The 20,732-nt window shown below is 73.2% G+C and carries 22 protein-coding genes; 13 read left to right on the plus strand and 9 right to left on the minus strand.

Annotated elements, in window-relative coordinates:
• Nucleotides 1–102: 102 nt before the first annotated feature.
• Nucleotides 103–1,302: a glycosyltransferase gene (locus ABZ807_RS16550; protein ID WP_357157807.1), complete on the plus strand. Its 1,200-nt coding sequence runs from the start codon at nucleotides 103–105 to the stop codon at nucleotides 1,300–1,302.
• A gap of 9 nt (nucleotides 1,303–1,311) precedes the next feature.
• On the opposite strand, the gene ABZ807_RS16555 is transcribed toward ABZ807_RS16550, so the two are convergent.
• Genes ABZ807_RS16555 through aroA form a run of 4 tightly spaced genes read right to left on the minus strand, consistent with a single transcriptional unit; the run spans nucleotide 1,312 to nucleotide 5,487 of the window.
• Nucleotides 1,312–2,175 carry a hypothetical protein gene (locus tag ABZ807_RS16555; RefSeq protein ID WP_357157898.1) on the minus strand — a complete coding sequence of 288 codons (864 nt, stop codon included), beginning with the start codon at nucleotides 2,173–2,175 and terminating at the stop codon, nucleotides 1,312–1,314.
• A 59-nt stretch (nucleotides 2,176–2,234) separates the two neighbouring features.
• Nucleotides 2,235–3,053: a histidinol-phosphatase gene (gene hisN / locus ABZ807_RS16560; RefSeq protein WP_357157810.1), complete on the minus strand. Its 819-nt coding sequence runs from the start codon at nucleotides 3,051–3,053 to the stop codon at nucleotides 2,235–2,237.
• A gap of 25 nt (nucleotides 3,054–3,078) precedes the next feature.
• On the minus strand, nucleotides 3,079–4,167 hold the full coding sequence (gene rsgA, locus ABZ807_RS16565) for a ribosome small subunit-dependent GTPase A (RefSeq protein WP_357157901.1): 1,089 nt from the start codon (nucleotides 4,165–4,167) through the stop codon (nucleotides 3,079–3,081).
• A gap of 18 nt (nucleotides 4,168–4,185) precedes the next feature.
• On the minus strand, nucleotides 4,186–5,487 hold the full coding sequence (gene aroA, locus ABZ807_RS16570) for a 3-phosphoshikimate 1-carboxyvinyltransferase (protein WP_357157813.1): 1,302 nt from the start codon (nucleotides 5,485–5,487) through the stop codon (nucleotides 4,186–4,188).
• A gap of 102 nt (nucleotides 5,488–5,589) precedes the next feature.
• Between aroA and ABZ807_RS16575 the strand changes: the two genes are divergently transcribed.
• The 5 genes from ABZ807_RS16575 (at nucleotide 5,590) to rsrA (ending at nucleotide 8,977) form a co-directional block, all read left to right on the plus strand.
• Nucleotides 5,590–6,288 (plus strand): SOS response-associated peptidase, encoded by a 699-nt coding sequence (locus ABZ807_RS16575; RefSeq protein WP_357157816.1) that lies wholly within the window; start codon nucleotides 5,590–5,592, stop codon nucleotides 6,286–6,288.
• Nucleotides 6,289–6,489: 201 nt separating this feature from the next.
• Entirely contained in the window at nucleotides 6,490–6,882 is a 393-nt protein-coding gene (locus tag ABZ807_RS16580; RefSeq protein WP_357157819.1) for a WhiB family transcriptional regulator, read from the plus strand.
• A gap of 87 nt (nucleotides 6,883–6,969) precedes the next feature.
• Entirely contained in the window at nucleotides 6,970–7,584 is a 615-nt protein-coding gene (locus ABZ807_RS16585; RefSeq protein ID WP_357157822.1) for an alpha/beta family hydrolase, read from the plus strand.
• A 285-nt stretch (nucleotides 7,585–7,869) separates the two neighbouring features.
• Nucleotides 7,870–8,688, plus strand: a complete 819-nt coding sequence (locus tag ABZ807_RS16590) for a sigma-70 family RNA polymerase sigma factor (protein WP_357157825.1) — start codon at nucleotides 7,870–7,872, stop codon at nucleotides 8,686–8,688.
• Nucleotide 8,689: 1 nt separating this feature from the next.
• Entirely contained in the window at nucleotides 8,690–8,977 is a 288-nt protein-coding gene (gene rsrA, locus ABZ807_RS16595) for a mycothiol system anti-sigma-R factor (protein WP_357157828.1), read from the plus strand.
• Between the two features lie 111 nt (nucleotides 8,978–9,088).
• Here the strand turns inward: rsrA and ABZ807_RS16600 are convergent, their stop codons facing one another.
• Nucleotides 9,089–9,220: a hypothetical protein gene (locus ABZ807_RS16600; RefSeq protein WP_357157831.1), complete on the minus strand. Its 132-nt coding sequence runs from the start codon at nucleotides 9,218–9,220 to the stop codon at nucleotides 9,089–9,091.
• A 190-nt stretch (nucleotides 9,221–9,410) separates the two neighbouring features.
• Between ABZ807_RS16600 and ABZ807_RS16605 the strand changes: the two genes are divergently transcribed.
• Nucleotides 9,411–9,626: a biotin/lipoyl-binding carrier protein gene (locus tag ABZ807_RS16605; protein ID WP_088973021.1), complete on the plus strand. Its 216-nt coding sequence runs from the start codon at nucleotides 9,411–9,413 to the stop codon at nucleotides 9,624–9,626.
• Nucleotides 9,623–10,138, plus strand: coding sequence for a GNAT family N-acetyltransferase (locus tag ABZ807_RS16610; RefSeq protein ID WP_357157834.1), 516 nt, complete (start codon nucleotides 9,623–9,625; stop codon nucleotides 10,136–10,138). The genes ABZ807_RS16605 and ABZ807_RS16610 overlap by 4 nt, the downstream gene beginning before the upstream one ends.
• Here the strand turns inward: ABZ807_RS16610 and ABZ807_RS16615 are convergent.
• Nucleotides 10,129–10,716, minus strand: a complete 588-nt coding sequence (locus ABZ807_RS16615; RefSeq protein WP_357157837.1) for a helix-turn-helix domain-containing protein — start codon at nucleotides 10,714–10,716, stop codon at nucleotides 10,129–10,131. The genes ABZ807_RS16610 and ABZ807_RS16615 overlap by 10 nt on opposite strands.
• 112 nt (nucleotides 10,717–10,828) lie before the next feature.
• Between ABZ807_RS16615 and ABZ807_RS16620 the strand changes: the two genes are divergently transcribed.
• Entirely contained in the window at nucleotides 10,829–12,418 is a 1,590-nt protein-coding gene (locus ABZ807_RS16620; RefSeq protein ID WP_357157840.1) for an MDR family MFS transporter, read from the plus strand.
• A 53-nt stretch (nucleotides 12,419–12,471) separates the two neighbouring features.
• On the opposite strand, the gene ABZ807_RS16625 is transcribed toward ABZ807_RS16620, so the two are convergent.
• Nucleotides 12,472–14,301, minus strand: coding sequence for a tetratricopeptide repeat protein (locus ABZ807_RS16625; protein ID WP_357157843.1), 1,830 nt, complete (start codon nucleotides 14,299–14,301; stop codon nucleotides 12,472–12,474).
• 187 nt (nucleotides 14,302–14,488) lie between these two features.
• On the opposite strand from ABZ807_RS16625, the gene ABZ807_RS16630 reads away from it, so the two are divergent.
• Both ABZ807_RS16630 and ABZ807_RS16635 read left to right on the plus strand, forming a co-directional pair.
• A complete protein-coding gene (locus ABZ807_RS16630) occupies nucleotides 14,489–15,520 on the plus strand; it encodes an SIS domain-containing protein (protein WP_357157904.1) in 1,032 nt (343 codons plus the stop codon).
• A gap of 25 nt (nucleotides 15,521–15,545) precedes the next feature.
• Nucleotides 15,546–17,093, plus strand: coding sequence for a histidine kinase N-terminal domain-containing protein (locus ABZ807_RS16635; RefSeq protein ID WP_357157846.1), 1,548 nt, complete (start codon nucleotides 15,546–15,548; stop codon nucleotides 17,091–17,093).
• A gap of 166 nt (nucleotides 17,094–17,259) precedes the next feature.
• Here ABZ807_RS16635 and ABZ807_RS16640 read toward each other — a convergent pair whose 3' ends face one another.
• Entirely contained in the window at nucleotides 17,260–17,622 is a 363-nt protein-coding gene (locus ABZ807_RS16640; RefSeq protein ID WP_357157849.1) for a hypothetical protein, read from the minus strand.
• A 116-nt stretch (nucleotides 17,623–17,738) separates the two neighbouring features.
• Complete coding sequence (locus tag ABZ807_RS16645) at nucleotides 17,739–18,629, minus strand: hypothetical protein (protein WP_357157851.1); 891 nt, start codon at nucleotides 18,627–18,629, stop codon at nucleotides 17,739–17,741.
• A gap of 677 nt (nucleotides 18,630–19,306) precedes the next feature.
• Here ABZ807_RS16645 and ABZ807_RS16650 point away from each other — a divergent pair.
• Nucleotides 19,307–20,059, plus strand: coding sequence for a glycosyltransferase (locus ABZ807_RS16650; RefSeq protein WP_357157853.1), 753 nt, complete (start codon nucleotides 19,307–19,309; stop codon nucleotides 20,057–20,059).
• A gap of 323 nt (nucleotides 20,060–20,382) precedes the next feature.
• Nucleotides 20,383–20,732, plus strand: a 350-nt coding sequence (locus tag ABZ807_RS16655) for a transposase family protein (RefSeq protein WP_357157856.1), incomplete at its 3' end; no start/stop codon positions are given.

The raw sequence follows: 20,732 nt of genomic DNA on the forward strand, positions 1-20,732 counted from the left end.
TCTCCGACTGCTCCCGATCTGCCAGGTTTCGGCTCGCCGGGGCCGGGTTAATGGGACCCTCTGACCGGAGGACCATCCCTCACGAATCGCATGGAGGTGACCATGCGCGTCGGCCTCGTCTGCGCGCACGCCGGCTCGTCCCGGCGTACGGATACCCCCGCCGTCGGCACCCACGAGCACATCGCCCGGGTCGCCGCCGAGCTGGCCGGGCGCGGCCACGACGTACGGGTCTACGAACGCCGGGACGACCTCGCCCTGCCCGAGGTCGTCGAGGCGGACGGCTATCGCCTCGAACGGGTGCCCGTCGGTCCGGCCACGGTCACCCCCACCGCCGAGCTGGTGCCGCACGTGGCGGAGTTCGGCCGCTGGCTGGCCGACCGCTGGTCCGGAGACTGGACCCCCGAGGTGGTGCACGGGCACTACTGGATCGGCGGCCTGGCCGCCGCCCGCGCGGTACGCGAGACGGACATCCCGGTCGTGCAGACCTTCCACTCCCTCGGCGTCGAGCAGCTGCGCCACCTCGGCCGGCAGTACGACGGCCCGGGGGAGCGGATCCCGCTGGAGCGGGCGCTGACCCGGGCGGTGGACATCGCGGTCGCCCAGTGCAACGACGAGGTGGACGAGCTGACCCGGATGGGCCTGCAACGCACCGCGGTGGCGATGGTCCCGGCCGGCGTGGACACCGAGCGGTTCCACCCCGACGGAGAGGCGGCCCCGCGCGACCAGCGGGCCCGCATCCTGTCGGTCGGCGGGCTCTCCCCCGGCCACGGCCAGGAGGACCTGATCCGGGCGATGCGCCTGGTCGGCGACGCCGAGCTGGTCATCGCCGGCGGCCCGCCGCCCGAGCAGCTGGCCACCCACGCCGAGGCCCGCCGGCTGCGTGAGCTGGCCGAGCGGACCGGCGTCGCCGACCTGGTGAACCTGGTCGGGGCCGTGCCGCACGACCAGATGGCCACCTGGTACCGCTCGGCCGACGTGGTGGCCTGCACCCCGCACTACTCCTCCGCCGGGCGGGTGTCGCTGGAGGCGATGGCCTGCGGCGTACCGGTTGTCGGGTACGCGATGGGCGGCATCGCCGACGCCGTGGTCGACGAGGTCACCGGGCGGCTGGTGCCCCCGGGCGACGTCCGCGCGCTGGGCGTGACGCTGCGCCGGCTGCTGGCCGACAACGCCGGGCGGTTCGCGTACGGGCACGCGGCGGTGGACCGGGTCCGGTGCAGCTACACGTGGGAGCGCACCGCCAGCGCCCTGGAACGGCTCTACGAGCGGGTGGTGCTCCGGCGCAAGCCGGTCGAGGCCTGACCCCGCCCGTCAGGACGGTGGCCGGCCGGAGCCGGCGCCGACCGCGATCCGTTCCCGCCGCCGGGCGACCGCGTGGTGGTGCTGTGGTTCGGCGTACCGGGTGAGCCCGATGACCGCGGCGAGGGTGACCAGGAAGCCGACCGCGGCCAGCCACTCCCGGCCCGGCCAGATCCGGTCGTTGAGCAGCAGCAGCCCGATGATCGCCGCGGGCACCGCCCCGGCGGCGTCCATCGCGGCGACGGCGGCCGTGGTGGAGCCGCGCTGCATCGCCAGCCCGAGCAGCAGCTGCCCGACCAGCGAGTGCGCGATCAGCAGGTAGAGCAGCGGGTCCCGGATGAAGACCTCGGCCGACGACGCGGACGCCAGCGGCCGGGCGGCCACCGCGGCGGCGGAGAACGCCAGCCCGGCCAGCGAGCCGAGCGCCACCGACCCGGGCGGCCCGTGCAGGCGTACGGCGAAGAAACCGAGCACCCCGATGCCGCCCAGCGCCACCGCCAGCGCGACCAGGCCGGCGGTGCCGAGGGACTTCGAGGGGGCCGGCTGGGCGGAGAGCACCAGCGCGGTGATCCCGCCGAAGAGCAGCGCCAGCAGGCCCACCTCCGCCCTCGGCAGCCGCCACTTGAGCACCACCACGCCGAGCACGGCGGTGACCCCCAGCCCGGCGGCCACGCTGGCCTGCACCAGGAACAGCGGCAGGTCCCGGCGGGCCAGGAAGGCCAGCACGAACCCGGTCACCTGAAAGAGCAGACCGACCAGGTAGGTGCGGTGACCGGCCAGCCGCAGCAGCAGCCCCGGGTCGAAGGTGTGGTGCACGGTCGTCCGGGCGGCGGCGACCGACTGCAACATGTTGGCGAAGCCGTACGCGACGATCATGGCCGCGAGAAAGCACCAACCGGAGGACACCACCTGGCGAGGATAGAGGGTGCCCGGGGTCAGCGCGCGGTTGGCCGATCCAGCCGGGCGAGGATGTCGGTGTGCAGCAGGCCGTTGCTGGCCACCGCGCTGTTGTCCCCGGAACCGTCCCCGGCAGGAGCGGGACGCCCCGACAGGTCGGTGAAGGCACCCCCGGCCTCGGTCACGACCGGCACCAGCGCGGCGATGTCCCAGAGGGACAACTCGGGCTCCACCATGACGTCCAGTGCGCCCTCGGCCAGCAGCATGTAACCGTAGAAGTCGCCGTACGCGCGGCTGCGCCAGCTGTCCCGCATGAGCTGGAGCATCGCGTCCAGCCGGCCCGCCTCCTCCCAGCCGCTGAGCGAGGAGTAGCAGACGCTCGCGTCGGCCAGGTCGCCCACGGCGGAGACCCGGATCGGCGTGCCGGAGGCGGCGTCCGGCCCGGCGTACGCGCCCTCGCCGCGCGCGCCCCACCAGCGGCGGCCCAGCGCCGGGGCGGAGACCAGCCCGACCACCGGGCGGTCGGACTCCAGCAGCGCGATCAGGGTGGCCCAGACCGGCACCCCCCGGACGAAGTTCTTGGTGCCGTCGATCGGGTCGACCACCCAGCGCCGGCTACCCGGGCCGGCGGCGGGCTGCTCGCCGTACTCCTCACCGAGCAGTCCGTCGCCGGGCCGCCGGTCTGCCAGCAGCGCGCGGATCTCCCGCTCCACGGCAGTGTCCGCGTCGGAGACGGGGGTGAGGTCCGGCTTGGCCTCCACCCGCAGGTCCAGCGCCCGGAAGCGGGCCGTCGAGATGGCGTCGGCGGCGTCGGCGAGCTGATGGGCGAGGGCGATGTCGTCGGCGTACCCGGTCATGGGAGGAACGGTAGCCACGGCCGGGTCAGGACCCGGCGAGCGGGTCGCCCGGGTTGCGCTGGTCGGCCTCGCCGCGCGGGTCACCCTCGCCGGAGCGGGAGGCCAGCAAGCGACGGTACGACGCCAGCCGGCGCGGGTCGGCCCTACCGGCGGCCACCCACGCGTCCAGCGCGCAGTCCGGCGCGTCGGCGGTGTGCGGGCAGTTCGGCGGGCAGTCCACCGTCCCCTCGACCAGGTCGGGGAAGCCGTGCAGCAGGCTCTCCGCCGACACGTGGGCGAGCCCGAAGCTGCGTACCCCGGGGGTGTCGACGATCCAGCCCGGGTCCCCGCAGGCGCCCGGCGCGGGCGGCAGCCGCAGCGCCACGGCGCTGGTCGAGGTGTGCCGGCCCCGGCCGATCGCGCTGACCACGCCGACCGCCCGGGCGGCGTCCGGGACCAGGCGGTTGACCAGCGTCGACTTGCCCACCCCGGAGTGCCCGACCAGGACCGAGACCCGGCCGGCGAGCAGCGCCCGCAGCGCGTCGAGGTCGGAGTCCGGGCGGACCAGCACGTACGGCAGTTCCAGTTCGGCGTAGTAGCCGAGCACCTGCTCGGGCCCGGCCAGGTCGGCCTTGGTCAGGCAGAGCAGTGGCGCGATGCCGGCGTCGTATGCGGCCACCAGGCAGCGGTCGATGAAGCCGGTGCGCGGCGGCGGGTCGGCCAGCGCGCTGACGATCACCAACTGGTCGGCGTTGGCGACCACGACCCGTTCCAGCCGCCCCTCGGCGGTGGTCTCGTCGTCGTCGGCGGTGCGCCGCAGCACCGAGCTGCGCTCGGCGATCCGGACGATCCGGGCCAGCGCGCCGGCCGCCCCGGAGGTGTCCCCGACCAGCCCCACCCGGTCGCCGACCACCACCGACTTGCGCCCCAGCTCCCGGGCGCGCATGGCGGTCACGGTGGGGTCCTCCGGGTCGGCGCCGGCCAGGACGCAGGTGTAACGGCCCCGGTCGACGGCGATCACGAAGCCGTCGACCGCGTCGGCGTGCCGGGGGCGGGTACGGGTGCGTGGACGCGAGGACTTCCCGGGCCGGACCCGTACGTCGTCCTCGTCGTATTCCCGTCGTCTGGTCGCCAGAACCGCCCCCTCCACGCCTCAGCTCTTACCGGTCACCATCGCCGACCATAGTGCCGGAAATTCGGGCATGGTCTTCGAGGTGCACGCCACGTCGTCCACCTCGATGCCGGGGACGGCCAGCCCGGCCACCGCGGCGGCGTGCGCCATCCGGTGGTCGGCGTACGTGCGGAAAATGCCGCCGCGCAGCGGGCGGGGCCGGATCTCCAGCCCGTCGGCGGACTCGGTGAGGTCCGCGCCGAGCGCGGTGAACTCGCGGGCCAGGGCGGCGATCCGGTCGGTCTCGTGACCGCGGATGTGCCCGATGCCGGTGAACCGGGACGGGGAGTCGGCCAGCATGGCCAGCGCGGTCAGCGCCGGGGTCAGCTCGCTGACGTCGGACAGGTCGGCCGCCAGGCCGTGCACCGTGCCGGTGCCGCGCACGGTCAGCCCGGCGGTGCCGAGCGTCACATCGCCGCCCATCCGGTGCAGCAGCGAGCGGAGCTGCTCGACCGGCTGCGCGCTGCTGCGCGGCCAGCCCTGCAACGTCACCTCACCGCCGGTGACCAGGGCGGCGGCGAAGAACGGGACGGCGCCGGAGAGGTCCGGCTCGATCTCCCAGCCGCGCCCGGCCAGCGGGCCGGGCTCGACCACCCAGACGTCGGGGACGCTGTCGTCGACCGCCGCACCGGCCGCCCGGAGCATCTGCACGGTCATCCGCAGGTGCGGGGCGGAGGGGACCGGCGGGCCCTCGTGGCGGACCACCACGCCCCGGTCGAAGCGCGCTCCGGCGAGCAGCAGCCCGGAGACCAGCTGGCTGGAGGCGGAGGCGTCGATCACCACCTCGCCACCGGTGACCCGGCCGGTGCCCTGCACGGCCAACGGCAGGCTGCCGGCGGCCGGGGCCTCGACGCGTACCCCGAGGGAACGCAGCGCGCCGATCAGCGGGCCGAGCGGGCGGACCCGGGCCTGTGGGTCGCCGTCGAAGGTGACCCGCCCGTCGGCCAGGCCGGCGACCGGCGGCGCGAAGCGCATCACCGTGCCGGCCAGCCCGACGTCGACGTGGGCCGGGCCGACCAGCCGGTGCGGCCGGACCAGCCAGCGCTCGTCGTCGGAGATCGACATGTGCGCGCCCAGCGCCCGCAGCCCGCCGGCCATCAGCTCGGTGTCCCGGGCGCGCAGCGGCCCGTGCAGGGTCGACGGACCGCTGGCCAGGGCGCTGAGCACCAGGGCCCGGGCGGTCATCGACTTGGAGCCGGGCAGGCGCAGCGTCGCGGCAACCGGATCGCTGGCGGTCGGTGCGGTCCACGGCTGTGGCGGCCGGGCCGCGGTCGGATTCCCCACGGTTACATTCTGCCAAGGTCGCCGGCCGGTGGAGCTCGCCGCCGGCCCGACTCCCGGTTGGCGGGACAGCCGGGAGGCCGGCGGGGCGTTAGCGTGTTTGCCATGTGCGGGAGGTACGCCACGACCCGGAGCGCCGGTGACCTGAGCGCGCTGTTCGAGTCGTACGACGACACGGGCGGCCGGCTCGCGCCGGACCACAACGTCGCGCCGACCGATCCGGTGCCGCTGGTCCGGGTGGAAGCCGAGGGCGGGCGCGTGCTGTCGGCCGGGCGCTGGGGGCTGGTACCGCACTGGTCCCGCTCGGCGGCCGGCGCCGCCCGCATGATCAACGCGCGGGCCGAGACGGTCGCCACCAGTCGGGCGTACGCCGACCCGTTCGCCCGCCGGCGCTGCCTGGTCCCCGCCGACGGCTGGTACGAGTGGGTCCGCCGCCCCGCCGGCGGCAAGCAGCCCTACTACATGACCCCCCGCGACGGCTCGGTGCTGGCGTTCGCCGGCATCTGGTCGCGCTGGGAGTCGCTGCTCACCTTCAGCGTGCTCACCACCGCGGCGGTGGGGGAGTTGGCCGAGGTGCACGACCGGATGCCGCTGCTGCTGCCCCGGGACCGCTGGGCGGCCTGGCTCGGGCCGGTCGACGAGCCCGCCACGCTGCTCGCCCCGCCGTCGGCGGACTGGCTCGCCGGTCTGGAGATCCGGCCGGTCGGGCCGGCCGTGGGCGACGTCCGCAACGACGGGCCCGGGCTGATCGAGCGGGTGCCGCTCGCCGACGAGCGGGTCGAGGAGGAAATCACGCTGTTCTGAACAGCCATTCGCGACATTGTCGCGTACGAATTGCCAGAGTTCCGGGCGAAATTTCGCTCGGATCTTCAGTCATCTTTGTGCACAGCCCCTTGTCTCCGTGTCCGTGGGTGCGATAGAACACAGCGCCGGCACTGGGAGCGTCTTCGCGCGGTGCGAACGATGCCCGTCGATCTTGCCGGTCCCACGGGGGAGGTGGGTGTGATGACCCGGGCGCGTATGCCCCGACCGCACGAGGTGGCCGCCGCACGACGAGATCCGCGACTGTTGCGGGCGTTGCGCGAAGGCCGCCAGGACGAGGCCTGGCGGACCAGAGGAACCTGCCAGAGCGTCGATCCGGAGACTTTCTTTCCGGCACCCAACGAGCCGGCCGACGCCGCCGTCGCGCTCTGCCGCAGCTGCGACGTGCAGGGGTCGTGCCTGGCCTGGGCGCTGGAGGTCGGCGACTGCCACGGCGTCTGGGGTGGCACCACGCCGCGCGAGCGGCGGGCCATGCTGGTCGCCTGGCGCAGCGAGGTGCGACCGGATCCGGACGCGGCCGACGACGCGGGCCCGCCGGTGCGCGATCGCCTGCTCACGCTGGTGCCGCTGAGCTGAGCCCGCACCCGCGCGCCCACGTCACCGCTCGTCGACTGAGCCGGCCGGATCGCCCACCCGGGCCTCCCGGCGGCGCAGAATGGGCCGGTGCCGCACCGCGACGAGATCGACACCCCACGGGGCCCGGCCCGGGTCGAGACCGACCTGCCGGCCGGTCCGCCGGTCGCCCTGCTCGTGCTCGGGCACGGAGCGGGCGGCGACGTGGACGCCCCCGACCTGCTCGTGGTTCGGGACGCGGCCGTCGGCGCGGCGGTGGCGGTGGCGCGGGTGACCCAGCCGTACCGGGTGGCCGGGCGGCGGGCGCCGGCGCCGGCCGGGCACCTCGACGAGGCGTGGACGACGGTGGTCGCCGCGCTGCGTGCCCGGCACCCGGACCTGCCGCTGCTGGTCGGTGGGCGTTCCAGCGGCGCCCGGGTGGCCTGCCGCACGGCGGCGGCGGTGGGTGCGGCCGGGGTGGTCGCGCTGGCCTTCCCGCTGCACCCGCCGGGCCGGCCGGAGCGGTCACGGGCGGCCGAGCTGCGCACCGGGCTGCCCACCCTGGTGGTCAACGGCGACCGCGATCCCTTCGGGGTGCCCGCCGCCGACGCCTCGGTGCGCGTGGTCGTCCGCCCCGGGGAGCGCCACGACCTGCGTCGGGACCCGGTCGCCGTGGCCCGGGCCGTGCTCGCCTGGCTCCACGAGCGGGGCTGGGCGCGCCCCTGAACATCCGGCGGCGGTCCGGGCCTCATGGGGATCAGCCGGGCGGAGAGCCCGTCGGAGCGTCGCCCGTACCCGGGGGAGCGTGACCGGCGCGGCGCAGGGTCGTTGCATCGGTTGGTGCCGGCCGCCCGATCCGGGCGACGGCACCGTCCCTCCCAGGCCCTTCCTGGTCCCAGCGTCGGCCGCCGCCGAGGCGGGGACCAGGAACGGGGCGGCCTCGGCGGAATGTCCGGGCCCTGACCGGGCGTTACACCCACCGGACGACTCATCTGGCGAGGGGGGTGACCGGTGCCGACCGAGACACGGAGCCGGGAACGGGACGAACGGGAAGCGCGGCAGCTCAGGCAGCTGCTGGGCGGACCGGACTGGCCCGCGACGGTGGGCGGCACGGCGGTGGTGAGGGCGGGCACACCCGGCGGAACCGAATCTCCGGGCACGCCCGTACGCGTATCCTCGGCGGGGAAGCATCCGACGCGAGGGGATGTGCGGTTGACCACCGAGAAGACGGACGAGCGCAGGGCCCGTTTCGAGCGGGACGCGATGCCCTTCGTCGACCAGCTCTACGCTGCCGGGTTGCGGATGACGCGCAACCCCGCGGATGCCGAGGACCTGGTCCAGGAGACGTATCTGAAGGCGTACGCCGCCTTCCACCAGTTCGAGCAGGGCACGAACCTGAAGGCCTGGCTCTACCGGATCCTGACCAACACCTACATCAACTCCTACCGCAAGCGGCAGCGCCAGCCCATCCAGGCGCCCACTGACGAGATCACCGACTGGCAGCTCGCCGAGGCCGAGTCGCACACCTCCAGCGGTCTGCGTTCGGCCGAGACCGAGGCGCTGGACCGGCTGCCGGACAGCGACGTCAAGGAGGCCCTCCAGCAGCTGCCGGAGGAGTTCCGCCTGGCGGTCTACCTGACCGACGTCGAGGGGTTCTCCTACAAGGAGGTCGCCGACATCATGGGCACGCCGATCGGCACCGTGATGTCCCGGCTGCACCGGGGCCGACGTAATCTGCGGAAGCTGCTCGAGCGCTACGCCGCGGAGCGTGGGTTCAGTGCCGCGCGGTCCTCGAAGGGCTCGACCGCTGCTGCCGGCCGGGAGGTGTGACGTGAGCTGTGGTGAGCCGCACGAGACGGACTGCCGTGAGGTCCTCGCGGAGGTCTACCTCTACCTGGACCTGGAGTGCGCCGAGGAACGGCGCACCCTGATCCGCTTCCACCTCGACGAGTGTGGGCCGTGCCTGCGCGAGTACGGCATCGAGCAGGAGGTGAAGGCGCTCGTCGCCCGCTGCTGCGGCAACGAGACCGCCCCCGACCAGCTGCGCGAGCGGCTGCGGGTCCGCCTGACCGAGCTGGTGGTTTTCGAGGCCAGCGAGTCGCGCGAACTGGCTGACTGAGCGTACGCGAAACAGGATGGTGGCCCGGGTCGATCCGACCCGGGCCACCGGTCTGTCCGGCCCGGTGGGCCGGCGGTGCTGACCGCGACGACGGGCGCCCGTCGCGCGAGATCAGGAGTTGGGGCGCTTGCCGTGGTTCGCGCCGCTCTTCTTGCGGGCCTTCTTCTTGCGGGCCTTCTTCGCCATGTTGACCTCCTCGTGATGGTCGGATCCCTGCTGTGGCGACCCTCGGCACCGGTGCACGCACCGGTCCTCCCGGCGCCGGGGTCCGACCCGCTGATGGTAGTGCGGCCGGCACCCGCCACCGTCCGCCGGGGCGGCCGGAGCGCGGCGTCTCCGGCCGCGGGCGGGCCGCTGCCCGCTCCCCGCCCACCGGGGTGCCGCAGCATGGTTGGATACGTCGGCAGGCAATCGCGAGAGGGAGGGCCGGGAAATGGCCGAGGAGATCCGCGCCGAGATGGTGGCCAACGTATGGAAGGTCGTCGCGTCGGCCGGGGACACCGTGTCCGAGGGGGACACGCTCGTGATCCTGGAGTCGATGAAGATGGAGATCCCCGTCGTCGCCGAGTCCGACGGCGTGGTCAAGCAGCTCGCGGTCAACGAGGGCGACGTCGTGCAGGACGGTGACCTGATCGCGGTGATCGATTGACCGGCCTGCTGGTCCGCCCGGCGACCCCGGCCGACTTCGCCGCGGTCGCCGCACTGACGGTGGCGGCGTACGAGGCGGACGGGCAGCTCAAGGGTGAGCACGGGTACGCCGAGGTGCTCGCCGACGTCACGAGGCGGGCGACCCACGGCGAGGTGCTGGTGGCCGTGGACGAGGCGACCGGCCGGTTGCTCGGCTCGGTGACCTTCGTATTGCCCGGCAGCCCGTACGCGGAGCTTTCCGGTCCCGGCGAGGCGGAGTTCCGGATGCTGGCCGTGGACCCGGCCGCCCAGGGCCGTGGCGCCGGGGCGGCGCTGGCCCGGGCCTGCGTCGACCGGGCCGCCGCGCTGGGCTGCTCGGCCGTGGTGATCTGCGTACGCAGTGGGTTCGCCGGGTCGGCGCACCGGCTCTACGAGCGGATCGGCTTCGTCCGGACGCCGGAGAAGGACTGGGCGCCCGTGCCCGGGGTGGAGCTGCTGGGCCTGCGACTGGACCTGCTGGCCGGTCAGTCCTGATCGGCGCCGGGCGCCGGCTCGTTGATCCCGGCGAGCAGCTCGTCGGCGACGTCCAGCGCGATCTTCTTGCGCTCCTCGTCGGTGATGTGCGGGGTACGCACGGCGAACCAGCTGCTGTGCACCGCGAAGAGCGTCAGGGTCGCGCGCAGCTGGGCGGCGGCCGAGTCGTCGCCCCGGCACAGCTCGTCGGCGAGGCCCAGCATCCGCTCGCGCATCTGCTGCCCGGCGGAGAGGCTCTTCAGCACGGTCTGGTTCTTCTCGAAGAACCGCATCACCGAGGGCTGCTCGCTGGCGAACATGGCGTCGGCGTACCGGTTGAGCAGCGCCCGCCGGGTGGCCCGGCAGGCCGGCTGCGTCCGTGCCCAGGCGATCAGCTCGTCGATCCGCCGCAGGCGGTCCTCGACCATGCTGTTGACGATCTCGTCCTTGCTCTTGAAGTGGTAGTACAGCGCGGCCTTGGTGACGTTGAGCCGCTCGGCGATCTCCCGGAGCGAGGTCTTCTCGTATCCCTGCTCGGTGAAGAGCTCCAGCGCGACGGCCTGGATACGCTCACGCGTGCCGCCTGTGCTCTCCCTCACCTGCACCACCCAACTCGCTTGACGGTCTTACGCTGCCCAACTTACCGTGCGGCTAGTAAGGTAACTAGCCGGGCGGCAAGTAAGTGCGTCACATCTCCGGGGGAGCTTACCCATGAGTCAGGAAAGCCAGACGGCGGCGAAACCCAACGTCAGGGTGGTGCTGTTCGGCCTGATGATCGCGATGATGCTCGCGATGCTCGACAACATGATCGTCAGCACCGCGCTGCCGCGGATCGTCGGCGAGTTCGGCGGCGTCAACCACTTCACCTGGGTGGTCACCGCGTACGTGCTGGGCACCACGGTATCCACCCCGATCTGGGGCAAGCTCGGTGACCTGTACGGGCGCAAGGCGGTCTTCCTGACCTCCGTGGTCATCTTCCTGATCGGCTCGGCGCTCTGCGGCATGTCCGGCTCGGCGATGCTCGGCGGTGCCAACGACGGCATGGTCGAGCTGATCGCGTTCCGGGCCGTACAGGGCCTGGGCGCCGGTGGTCTGATGGTCGGCGTCATGGCGATCATCGGTGACCTGGTGCCGCCCCGCGAGCGGGGCCGCTACCAGGGCATGATCGCCGGCATCATGGCCATCGCCATGGTCGCCGGGCCGCTGGTCGGCGGGTTCATCACCGACCACCTCTCCTGGCGCTGGGCGTTCTACGTCAACCTGCCGCTGGGCGGCCTTGCGCTGCTGGTCCTGGCCACCACCATGCACCTGCCGAAGTACCGCACCGAGCACAAGATCGACTGGCTGGGGGCGGCGCTGCTCTCGGTCGGCATCACCGCGATCGTGCTGACGACCACGTGGGGCGGCAACGAGTACGACTGGACCTCCCCGCAGATCCTCGGCCTCGCCGTGCTGGCCCTGGTCGCCCTGGTCGCCTTCGGGTTCGTCGAGCGCCGGGTGCCCGAGCCGATCCTGCCGCTCGGACTCTTCGCCAACCGCAACTTCGCGCTGATCTCGCTGATCGGCTTCCTGCTCGGTTTCGCGATGTTCGGCGCGATGAACTTCCTGCCGCTCTACCAGCAGACCGTGCAGGGCGCCTCGGCCACCAACAGCGGCCTGCTCCTGCTGCCGCTCATGTTCGGCATGCTGGTGGTCTCGCTGGTCGTCGGCCGGGCGATCACCAGAACCGGCCGGTACCGGATGTTCCCCATCGTCGGCGGCGTGGTGATGGCCGTCGGCATGATCCTGCTCAGCCGGCTCGGCGTGGACACCGGCAAGGCAGAGTCCTCGCTCTACATGGTCGTGCTCGGCGTCGGCATGGGCTTCCTCATGCAGACCTCGATGCTGATCGCGCAGAACAGCGTCGAGCAGAAGGACCTGGGCGCGGCGAGCGGCGCGGCCACCTTCTTCCGCTCCATCGGCGGCTCGTTCGGCATCTCCCTCTTCGGCGCCATCTTCGCCAACCGGCTCGCCGACTCGGCCGCCGGCGGCGCGTTCAGCGGCGGCACCGGCGAGGGCCGGGGGCTGGACCTGGAGAAACTCAAGGAGCTGCCGGCCCAGGCGCGGGAGCTGGTGCTCGGCGGACTCGCCGACGCGATCTCCCACGTGTTCCTCTGGGCGGTGCTCTTCACCATCGTGGTGCCACTGCTCGCCTGGTTCATCAAGGAGGTCCCGCTGCGGTCGTCCAACGACGCCCCGCCCGCCGGGACCAGCCCTGAGGAGCAGGCCGAGACCGACCTCGGCAAGGCCCCGGTGGCCTGACCCGCACCGTCGCGGCCGCGTCGTCCCTGTCCGGGTACGGCGCGGCCGCTTGATTATCGGCGGTGGAGGAGGGCGGTCAGGCGGGCCCAGACGCGGGCCAGCCCGCCGCGGCGTGCCGGGTCGACCGGCGCACCGGTCAGGGTGTGGGCCAGCGCCGTGGTCGTCTCGTCCAGGGCCGGAGTGGCCAGGGCCAGGTGGGCCAGCGACCTGGCGATCGGCACCGGCCGGTTTCGCGCCACCTCCGCCACGTCGCGGAGCCGCTCGGCCATCACCCGGGCCACGTCGGGGCGTACCGAGGGGTCGACCCAGGCGGCGGTGACCAGGGCGAACAGCGCCGCCTCGGTGATCCAGTCCTCCACGCCCCAGACCAGTTCGACCAGCACCCGGCGCCGGGTGGAGTCCGCCCACGGCTCGTCGGTGCGGTGGTGCAGCAGGCCGAGGCAGGCCCAGACCTGGGCGCAGCGCACCCAGAGCGACGGATCCTGCCCGGTCAGCACCCGGCCCAGCGCGGTGGCGGGCGCCTCGGGCGGATGTACCAGCAGCCCCAGCAGGTCGCCCAGCTCCAGGGTGGCCAGTCCCACCGCGGCGTCGTAGGCGGCCGGCGGGTGCGGCCAGGCGGGGTGCGCGAGGTGGCGCACCCGGTCCGCCGCGTCGGCGGACGGGACCGGCAGGGTGGGCGCCGCGGTGGTGCCGTCGTAGCGCCAGAGCTGGCAGGTGGTGGCCCGGCGCGGTTCCCGCGGATCTGGGTCGGCCACGCCGGTGACCTCGACGTCGAGGCCCGGCACGGCCGACGTCACGGTACGCATCGCGCTCGGCGGTTCGACGGCCGCCAGCCGTACCGCCGCGCCGGGCGCGCCGTCGGCGGCCAGCGCGCGGCGGAGCGCGTCGACCATCGCGCCGCCCGCCGGGGTGACCTGCCCCAGCCAGGGCCGGCCCCGGCAGCACTCGGCCAGGTCGCCGTGCTCGTGGCTGTCGTCGGGATGGTCCCGGACGAAGTCGGCGAGCGCGACCAGGTGCGCCACGTCCCCGTCGCGCAGGTAGCGCAGCCGGTGCGCGGTGTGCACGGCGCAGTCGAAGGTCGGGTCGCGCGCCAGCGCCCGGTCGATCCACTCCAGCGCCGCGTCCAGCCGGCCGGCGTCGGCCAGGGTGCCGGCGATGTCCGCGTACACGGCGAGGTCGTCGGGGTCGTGGCCGACGGCCCGTTCGAGGGCGGCCAGGGCGTCGCGGGTGCGGCCCGCGCTGCGGTACGCGTACCCGAGCCAGACCTCGCCCAGTTTGGACGGTTCCGCGCGTACCCCCCGGCTGGCCCAGGTGACGGCGAGGGCGACCTCGCCGAGGCGCCGGGCCAGCGCGGACGCCGCGCCCAGCAGCAGCGCGTGGCGCGGATGCGCGGTCACCGCGTTGCGGGCGAGGGCGAGGTACGGCAGGACCGGCCCCCGGGCGGCCCGGGGTACCGGGTCGGGCACGGCGGCGCAGACCTGCATCAGGATCCGGGCGGCGCGCTCCGGGTCGAGCCGTTGCGCCAGTTCGGGGGCGAGCACCCAGGGCACGCCGGCCCAGTCGACGCCGGGCGCGTGCCCGGTTGCCGCGACCAACAGGTCGAGCCCCTCGGCCGGGCGCCCGGCGGCGGCGAGCAGGTGGGCGCGGGCCACCACCGCGCCGACGAAGACGCGCTGGCCGAGCGGGAAGAGGTCCAGGTCGCCGCCGGAGGCCGCCGCGATGCGGGCCAGCGTCTCGTGCACCTCGGGCAGGGTCGGGGCCTGGACCAGGGCGGCGGCGAGGTGCCCGGCGGCGTGCGGCAGGTCGCCCTCGTCGAGCGCCAGCCGGGCGAGCGCGAGCTCCTCCACGGCGGACAGCGCGGGTTCGTCAGGTCCTTCCGACACGTCGGCCTCTCGCTCGCAGTGGTTCCCGGGGCTGGGCAAGCCTAGGTGATGCCGCGTCGATTCGGTGATCCACTGCGCATTGCTGCTCGTACGATTGCTCGGATGCGAGCAAAGGTGCAAGACTGAGCACGAAACGCGCGGCAATCGCGCAGTGGGAGGAGCTTCCGTGACGCGTCCAGGGGCCGGGATGGCCGCCGACATCGACGAGCAGCCGGCCGGCTACGCCCGGTTGCTCTCCGCCGAGCACGCCGGGGCGGTCGCCCGCGTCGCGGCGGTGATCGCGCAGCGGCGCCCCCGGCACGTGGTCTTCACCGCCCGGGGCACCTCCGACCACGCCGCGCTCTACGGGGCGTACCTGACGGAGATCCGGCTCGGGCTTCCGGCCGGGCTGGCCTCGCCGAGCGTGGTCACCCTCTACGGGGCCCGCCCCGCCCTCTCCGACGCCCTGGTCGTCGGGGTCAGCCAGAGCGGGGGCTCGCCCGACCTCACCGAGGTGCTGTGCGCCGCCCGCGCCGCCGGGGCGCTCACCCTGGCGGTCACCAACGCGCCCGGCTCCCCGCTGGCCGAGGCCGCCGAGCTCTCCGTCGACATCGCCGCCGGGCACGAGCGGGCCGTCGCCGCCACCAAGACGTACACCGCCGAGCTGCTGGCCCTGCTGATGCTGGTCGAGGGCATCCGCGCCGGCGACGGAGTGCTACCGGCCGACGAGCGGGCCGCACTGGACGCCCTGCCCGGGCTGGCCGAGCGCACCCTGGCCGACCCCACCCCGGACCAGCTCGCGCCGCGCTACCGCTTCGCCGGCCGGTTGGTGACCACCGGCCGGGGGTACGCCTACCCGACCGCCCGGGAGGCCGCGCTGAAACTGATGGAGACCTCCTACCTGCCGGCGCTCGCCTTCTCCGGCGCCGACCTGCTGCACGGCCCGCTCGCGATGACCGATCCGGACGTACCGGTGCTGGCCGTGGTCGGCTCCGGTCCGGGCGGCCGGTCCATGGGGGAGGTGCTGCCCCGGCTCGGCGAGCGCCGCGCCGACGTGGTGGTCGTCGGCTCCGCCGAGGTCGAGGGGGCCACCCGGATGGCCGTGCCCGAGGTCGACGAGCGGTACGCCCCGCTGCTGGACATCCTGCCCCTGCAGCGGCTCGCGATGTCGCTGGCGCTGGCCCGCGGCGAGGACCCGGACGCACCGCGCGGGCTGAAGAAGGTCACCGCGACGAGGTGAGGCCCGACGTGGCACGCTGGGTGGCGTGTCCACGCTGCGCGACCTCGCCGAGGAGCACACCCAGCTCCGGCCGGCCGACATCGACCACCTGCACCGGATCGCGGGGGACTGGCAGCTGCTGTCCGACCTCTCCTTCGCCGACCTGCTGCTCTGGGTGCCGGTGGACAACGACGGGACGTTCCTCTGCGTCGCCCAGGTCCGCCCGACGACCGCCCCCACCGCGTACCTCGACGACCAGGTGGGGCGGATCGTCGGCGGGCCGGAGGTGGCGCACCTGGAGGTCGCCCACCGGCAGGGCCGGATCTGGCGGGAGGGCGACCCGGTCTGGTACGGCGACGTGCCCGCCCGGCACGAGGCGATTCCGGTCCGGCTGCGCACCGCCGACGGGGCGGCCGGTGAGGTGGTCGCCGTGGTGGGCCGGGACACCAACCTCTCCACCGCCCGTACCCCCAGCCAGCTGGAGCTGAACTACCTCACCACCGCCGACGACCTGGCCCAGATGATCGCCGACGGCACCTTCCCGCCGCCCCGGCACCCGGGGGAGACCACCTCGGCGCCCCGGGTCGGCGACGGCCTGGTCCGGCTGGACGCCAACGGCAAGGTCACCTACGCCAGCCCGAACGCGCAGTCGGCGTACCGGCGCCTGGGCCACGCCTCCCACCTGGTGGGGGAGGACCTGGCCAAACTGCACCGGCGGCTGGCCAGCGACCCGCTGGAGGGGACCGACGCGGCCAACGGCGTGCTCGCCGCGCTGCGCGGTGAGGCCCCGCCCCGGCGGGAGATCGACGCCCGGGGCGCCACCGTGCTCACCCGATCGCTGCCGCTGATTCCGGCCGGCGTGCCGATCGGCGCGCTGGTGCTGGTCCGCGACATCACCGAGGTACGCCGCCGGGACCGCGCGCTGATCACCAAGGACGCCACCATCCGGGAGATCCACCACCGGGTGAAGAACAACCTCCAGACCGTCGCCGCGCTGCTACGCCTCCAGGCGCGCCGGGTCTCCATGCCGGAGGCCCGGGTCGCCCTGGAGGAGTCGGTCCGCCGGGTCGCCTCGATCGCCCTCGTGCACGAGACGCTCTCCATGTCCAGCGACGAGGCGGTCGAGTTCGACGGGATCGTCGACCGGGTGGCCAGCGCGGCCACCGAGGTCGCGGCGACCGAGGTGAGCGTCGGCATGCGACGCAGGGGCAGCTTCGGCGTACTGCCCGCCGAGGTCGCCACCTCGCTGGTGATGATCCTCAACGAACTGCTGCTCAACGCCGTCGAGCACGGCTTCCCGCCAGCGGGCGAGGAGGGCGCGGCCGCCGCCCGGGATGGGGCGGAGCCCGAGGTGGTGGTCTCTGCGCACCGGCTTCGCAAGCAGCTGCACGTGTCGGTGGCGGACAACGGCCGCGGCCTGCCCGAGCAGTTCGACGCCGAGCGGGGCGCCAACCTCGGCCTGCAGATCGTCCGGGCCCTGGTCACCGGCGAGCTGCGCGGCAGCATCGAGCTGCGCAACGGCGCCACCGGCGGCACCGAGGCCGTGCTGGTCGTCCCCCTCGCCCGCACCCCCACAGACCGCCTCACCACCTGACCCCTCACCCTTGCGCACGGCCTTAAGTCCGTACAGGTTCACGGGTTGCTATTTCAGGTAGGTGCGGAGCCTCCGCAACAGGCAGCTCCGGTTTCCCCGCTGGCCGTTCGACGCGCTCCGCCGGCAGGCGGCCGGACCGCCGCGTCCCTGCCCATAGGTCCCTGGGCTAGCGAGCCAGCCACTGTCGAGCACTCTGTAGCGGAATCGCGAAGAACGTCGCGTTGCTCCATCGGATCGTCTGTCCGGGCTTGTCGACCGGCTCAATCACCCATGCGTCGACAATGCGTCTGCCGTCGATGTTCACGCTGTCACCCCCGCGGCCGTCCGCGAACTCGATCCCGCGTAGCCATCCGACGCCGTCCGGGTCGCCGCGCTGCCCCGCAGAGAACTCGACGACCAGGTCACCGACGCGCGGCCGCTTCATCCGCTCGCGTAGCTCCGCGGTCAACCAGGGCGCGTTGGGGACAAGGGTGGAGCACCACAACTCGTTACCGAGTACAGCGATCAGTTGCGTCTTGCTGAGGGGCACGGTCGAAAGTATCTCATGTGGCGTATCACCAGGTGAAAGCTCTCGTCCGACCACCGGTTGATCCCCGCCTGCGACGTTCGGGCGGAGAGGACGAGCGGGATGTCGCAGATATGCGGTCAGGACGGCTGCGTCGAGCGAACCGCCGTCGGGCCGGCGCCGGTCTCGCGCTTGTGGATCACGACGTCGCCGAGGTGCCTCACCACCAGGTCGTTCCGGACCGATTGGGTACGGGGGTCGTCCACCGCGATCGCGCTGCCTTCCGCGTGGCCGACGAGGCAGTACACCAGGTAGTGACCGCGCACCTCCCAGGCCAGGTTCGCGGCGGCTCGATTGATGAGGTTCGACGAGCCACCCGCGACCAGGCCGCTGAACCGGCCCTTCTGCGTATCGACGGCGGTCTTGATCACGGCCGCCGCCTGCTCGGCCTTCTTCTGGGTTTCGAGGTTGAAGAGGCCAGCCGTGATGACCAGGGCGCCATCGGACGACGTCAGCGTCGCCCGTACCACCTGGGTGCAGCCGGCCGTCGTCAGGATCTCCGCGATGGCACCACCGGCAGCCGTCTTACAGTCGGTGGATGCCTGCGTCTTGAGGACCTTGTACGACCCTCCGCCTTTGGCGCCGGGAATCGTCTCGGAGCCGAAAACCTCGGTCGCGGTCAGCGGCACGGGGTCGACCTGCCGGTCCGCGACCCTACGGCCCAGTTCGGTGGGGGGCTGATCGGCCGAGCCCCGCAGGTAGTACCAGCCGGCACCGCCGCTGATCACCAGCAACACGAAGATGATCGCGAAGACGAGCGGCGTGCGGGACCGGCGCCCGGCCTTCGGTCCCGCGTCGGCCCCGTCGGGCTCGTGGAAGGTCGATTGGGGCTGGTGGCGGGCCGCTCCGTACTGCTCCGGCTCACGTCTCGGACCGACGCCGTGGTCGCCGGACTGGCCGCCGTAGGCCGCGGCGGTGCCGCTCTGGCGCGGATCGCCGCCGTACTGCGTCGCGTCGTAGTCGCCGGGCATGCCGTACGGACCGGGGTTGCCGTACTGGTTGGGGGCGGCGTGCTCACCATCCCGATACGGCCCGGTCCGCTGAGCCGGGTCACCGCGCAACGCCGGGTGCTGGCCCGGCGTTGTGAAGCCAGCTGGCGGCTCTGTCGGGTACCGCTGCGGCGGCCATGGCTCGTTATGACCCGCGGCGTACGGGCGGCTGCCATGCTGGCCCTCGCCGGCCCGTTGCGGATGCGGCTCGTAGTCGGGCCGCTGCGGCCCGACGTCGCCGTGCCGGGAAACATCAACATCAGCGGAATCGCTCCGCTGATCCCAGAACTGGCCCCGACCACGTGGGGGTGCGCCCTCGCCGTGGTCGTAGGTCATGGCGCACAGGCTAGCGGAAGAGTGCGGGGCGGAGCTCACCAGGGATCTCACCGATCCGACTGCCACCAGAGGGCAACTGCAAAAGGGACCGGCGAATATCTCAGCGAGCCTGAGAGTTCTCGCACTGCCGCTGAGCAGGGGCATTGCCGGGCCGCCGCCTTCAGGTAGCATGACCCGGCTGGCCAGGGGCGACCATCCCCGATTGAAAGCTGGGTTCACGTGCCTTCCCACCTTGGGTTGTTCGAAATACTCCTTGCCGCGGTCGGCGTCGTGGCGATCTTCGCGTTGGCCGTGCGCCTCTTCTGGAGACGCGGGATGAAGCCGTGACGAAGGCCGCCAAGACCGCACGGTGGACTCCCGGCCGAGCCCTGCCTGCGGTGATCCTCATGCTCGGTGCCTCGTCGCTGTGGCTCTTCCACCACGCGACCCGGTTCGAGAACTTTGCCACTGGCGTGTCCGCGTTCGAGGTCGTTTACGCGTTCGCCTACCTCATGTTCTTCCTGCAGGTCCTTCTCGCGACCTTCGATCGCCCCAGACGGGTCAAGCCCAGGCAGGCTGCCGCGTTGGCGAAGATGAAGGTGGTGGCGGTCGTCCCGCTCTACAACGAGGACGTCGACGCGGTAATCGCGACCATCCGCGGCCTCCTCGGGCAGACCCGCCTTCCGGACGCGATCTTCGTCCGCGATGACGGCTCGAACAAGGTGGACTACCTGCCCACCGAGTTGTGGGCGATCGAGGCCGCGAACGAGGTGGGCATCCCGCTCGTCTGGGTGCGCGACCGGAATCGGGGCAAGCGGGCCACTCATGTCGCCGCGTCCCTGCGCTTCGCCGGCTGGGCCGACGCCTACCTCACGATCGACTCCGACTCGGCGCTCGCGCCGGACGCGCTCGAGAACTTGATCAAGCCGCTCGCCGATCCCAAGGTCATGTCGGTCGCGGGAGTGTTCCTCACCTACAACCTGAAGAAACCGATCGCCCGGGCTGTGGATCTGATCTGCACGGCGTCGCAGTTGACCGACCGATCCGCGACGTCGGCGCTGGGGTCGGTGCACGGCCCCGGCGTTGTTCCGGCTTGAGGCGTTCTGTCCAGGTTAAGGACCGGACGGGGCTGGAGTTGTGGGACGAGCGCGGCTTCTGATGATCTTTCGGGTGTCTACGCCAGAAGATCGTCTCAGGAGCCGCGCTCGTGTTGTCATCTTCCCCGATCAGCCCTGCTGTTGACCACCTTGCCGATCTGGCCCTGTGGGAGGCCGAGCTCGCTACGGACTCGGTTACCGCGGATTCGGTGGCTGCGGATTCGGTGGCTGGTGATCCGTGGTCGGTGGCGTCGTCGCTGCTCGACAGGCTGCGGCAGGTACCTGATCCGCGGCGGCTGCGGGGGCTTCGGCATCCGTTGCTGGTGATTCTGGTCCTGACCGCGTGCGCCACGTTGGTGGTGGGTAACGACTCGGTGACCGCGATCCGGCAGTGGGCGGCGCGGACCCCGCAGGATGTCCTGCACCGTCTCGGGGCCCGGTTCAACCCGTTGCGTGGCCGGTACACGGTGCCCAGCGAGCGCACCTTCCGGCGGGTCCTGGCTGGCCTGGACGGTGACGCTCTCGACGCGGCGACCTGCGGATACGCCGCTGACGTCGTACGTGGTGACGCGCCGCTACCGGTCATCGCCGCCAGCGACGACGAGCCGGCCGAGCGTGAGCAGCGCCGAGCCGCCACGCGGGCCGTTACCCACCCGGCCCCGGCCGGGCTGCT

Source organism: Micromonospora sp. NPDC047548 (assembly GCF_040642975.1).
GTDB lineage: Bacteria > Actinomycetota > Actinomycetes > Mycobacteriales > Micromonosporaceae > Micromonospora.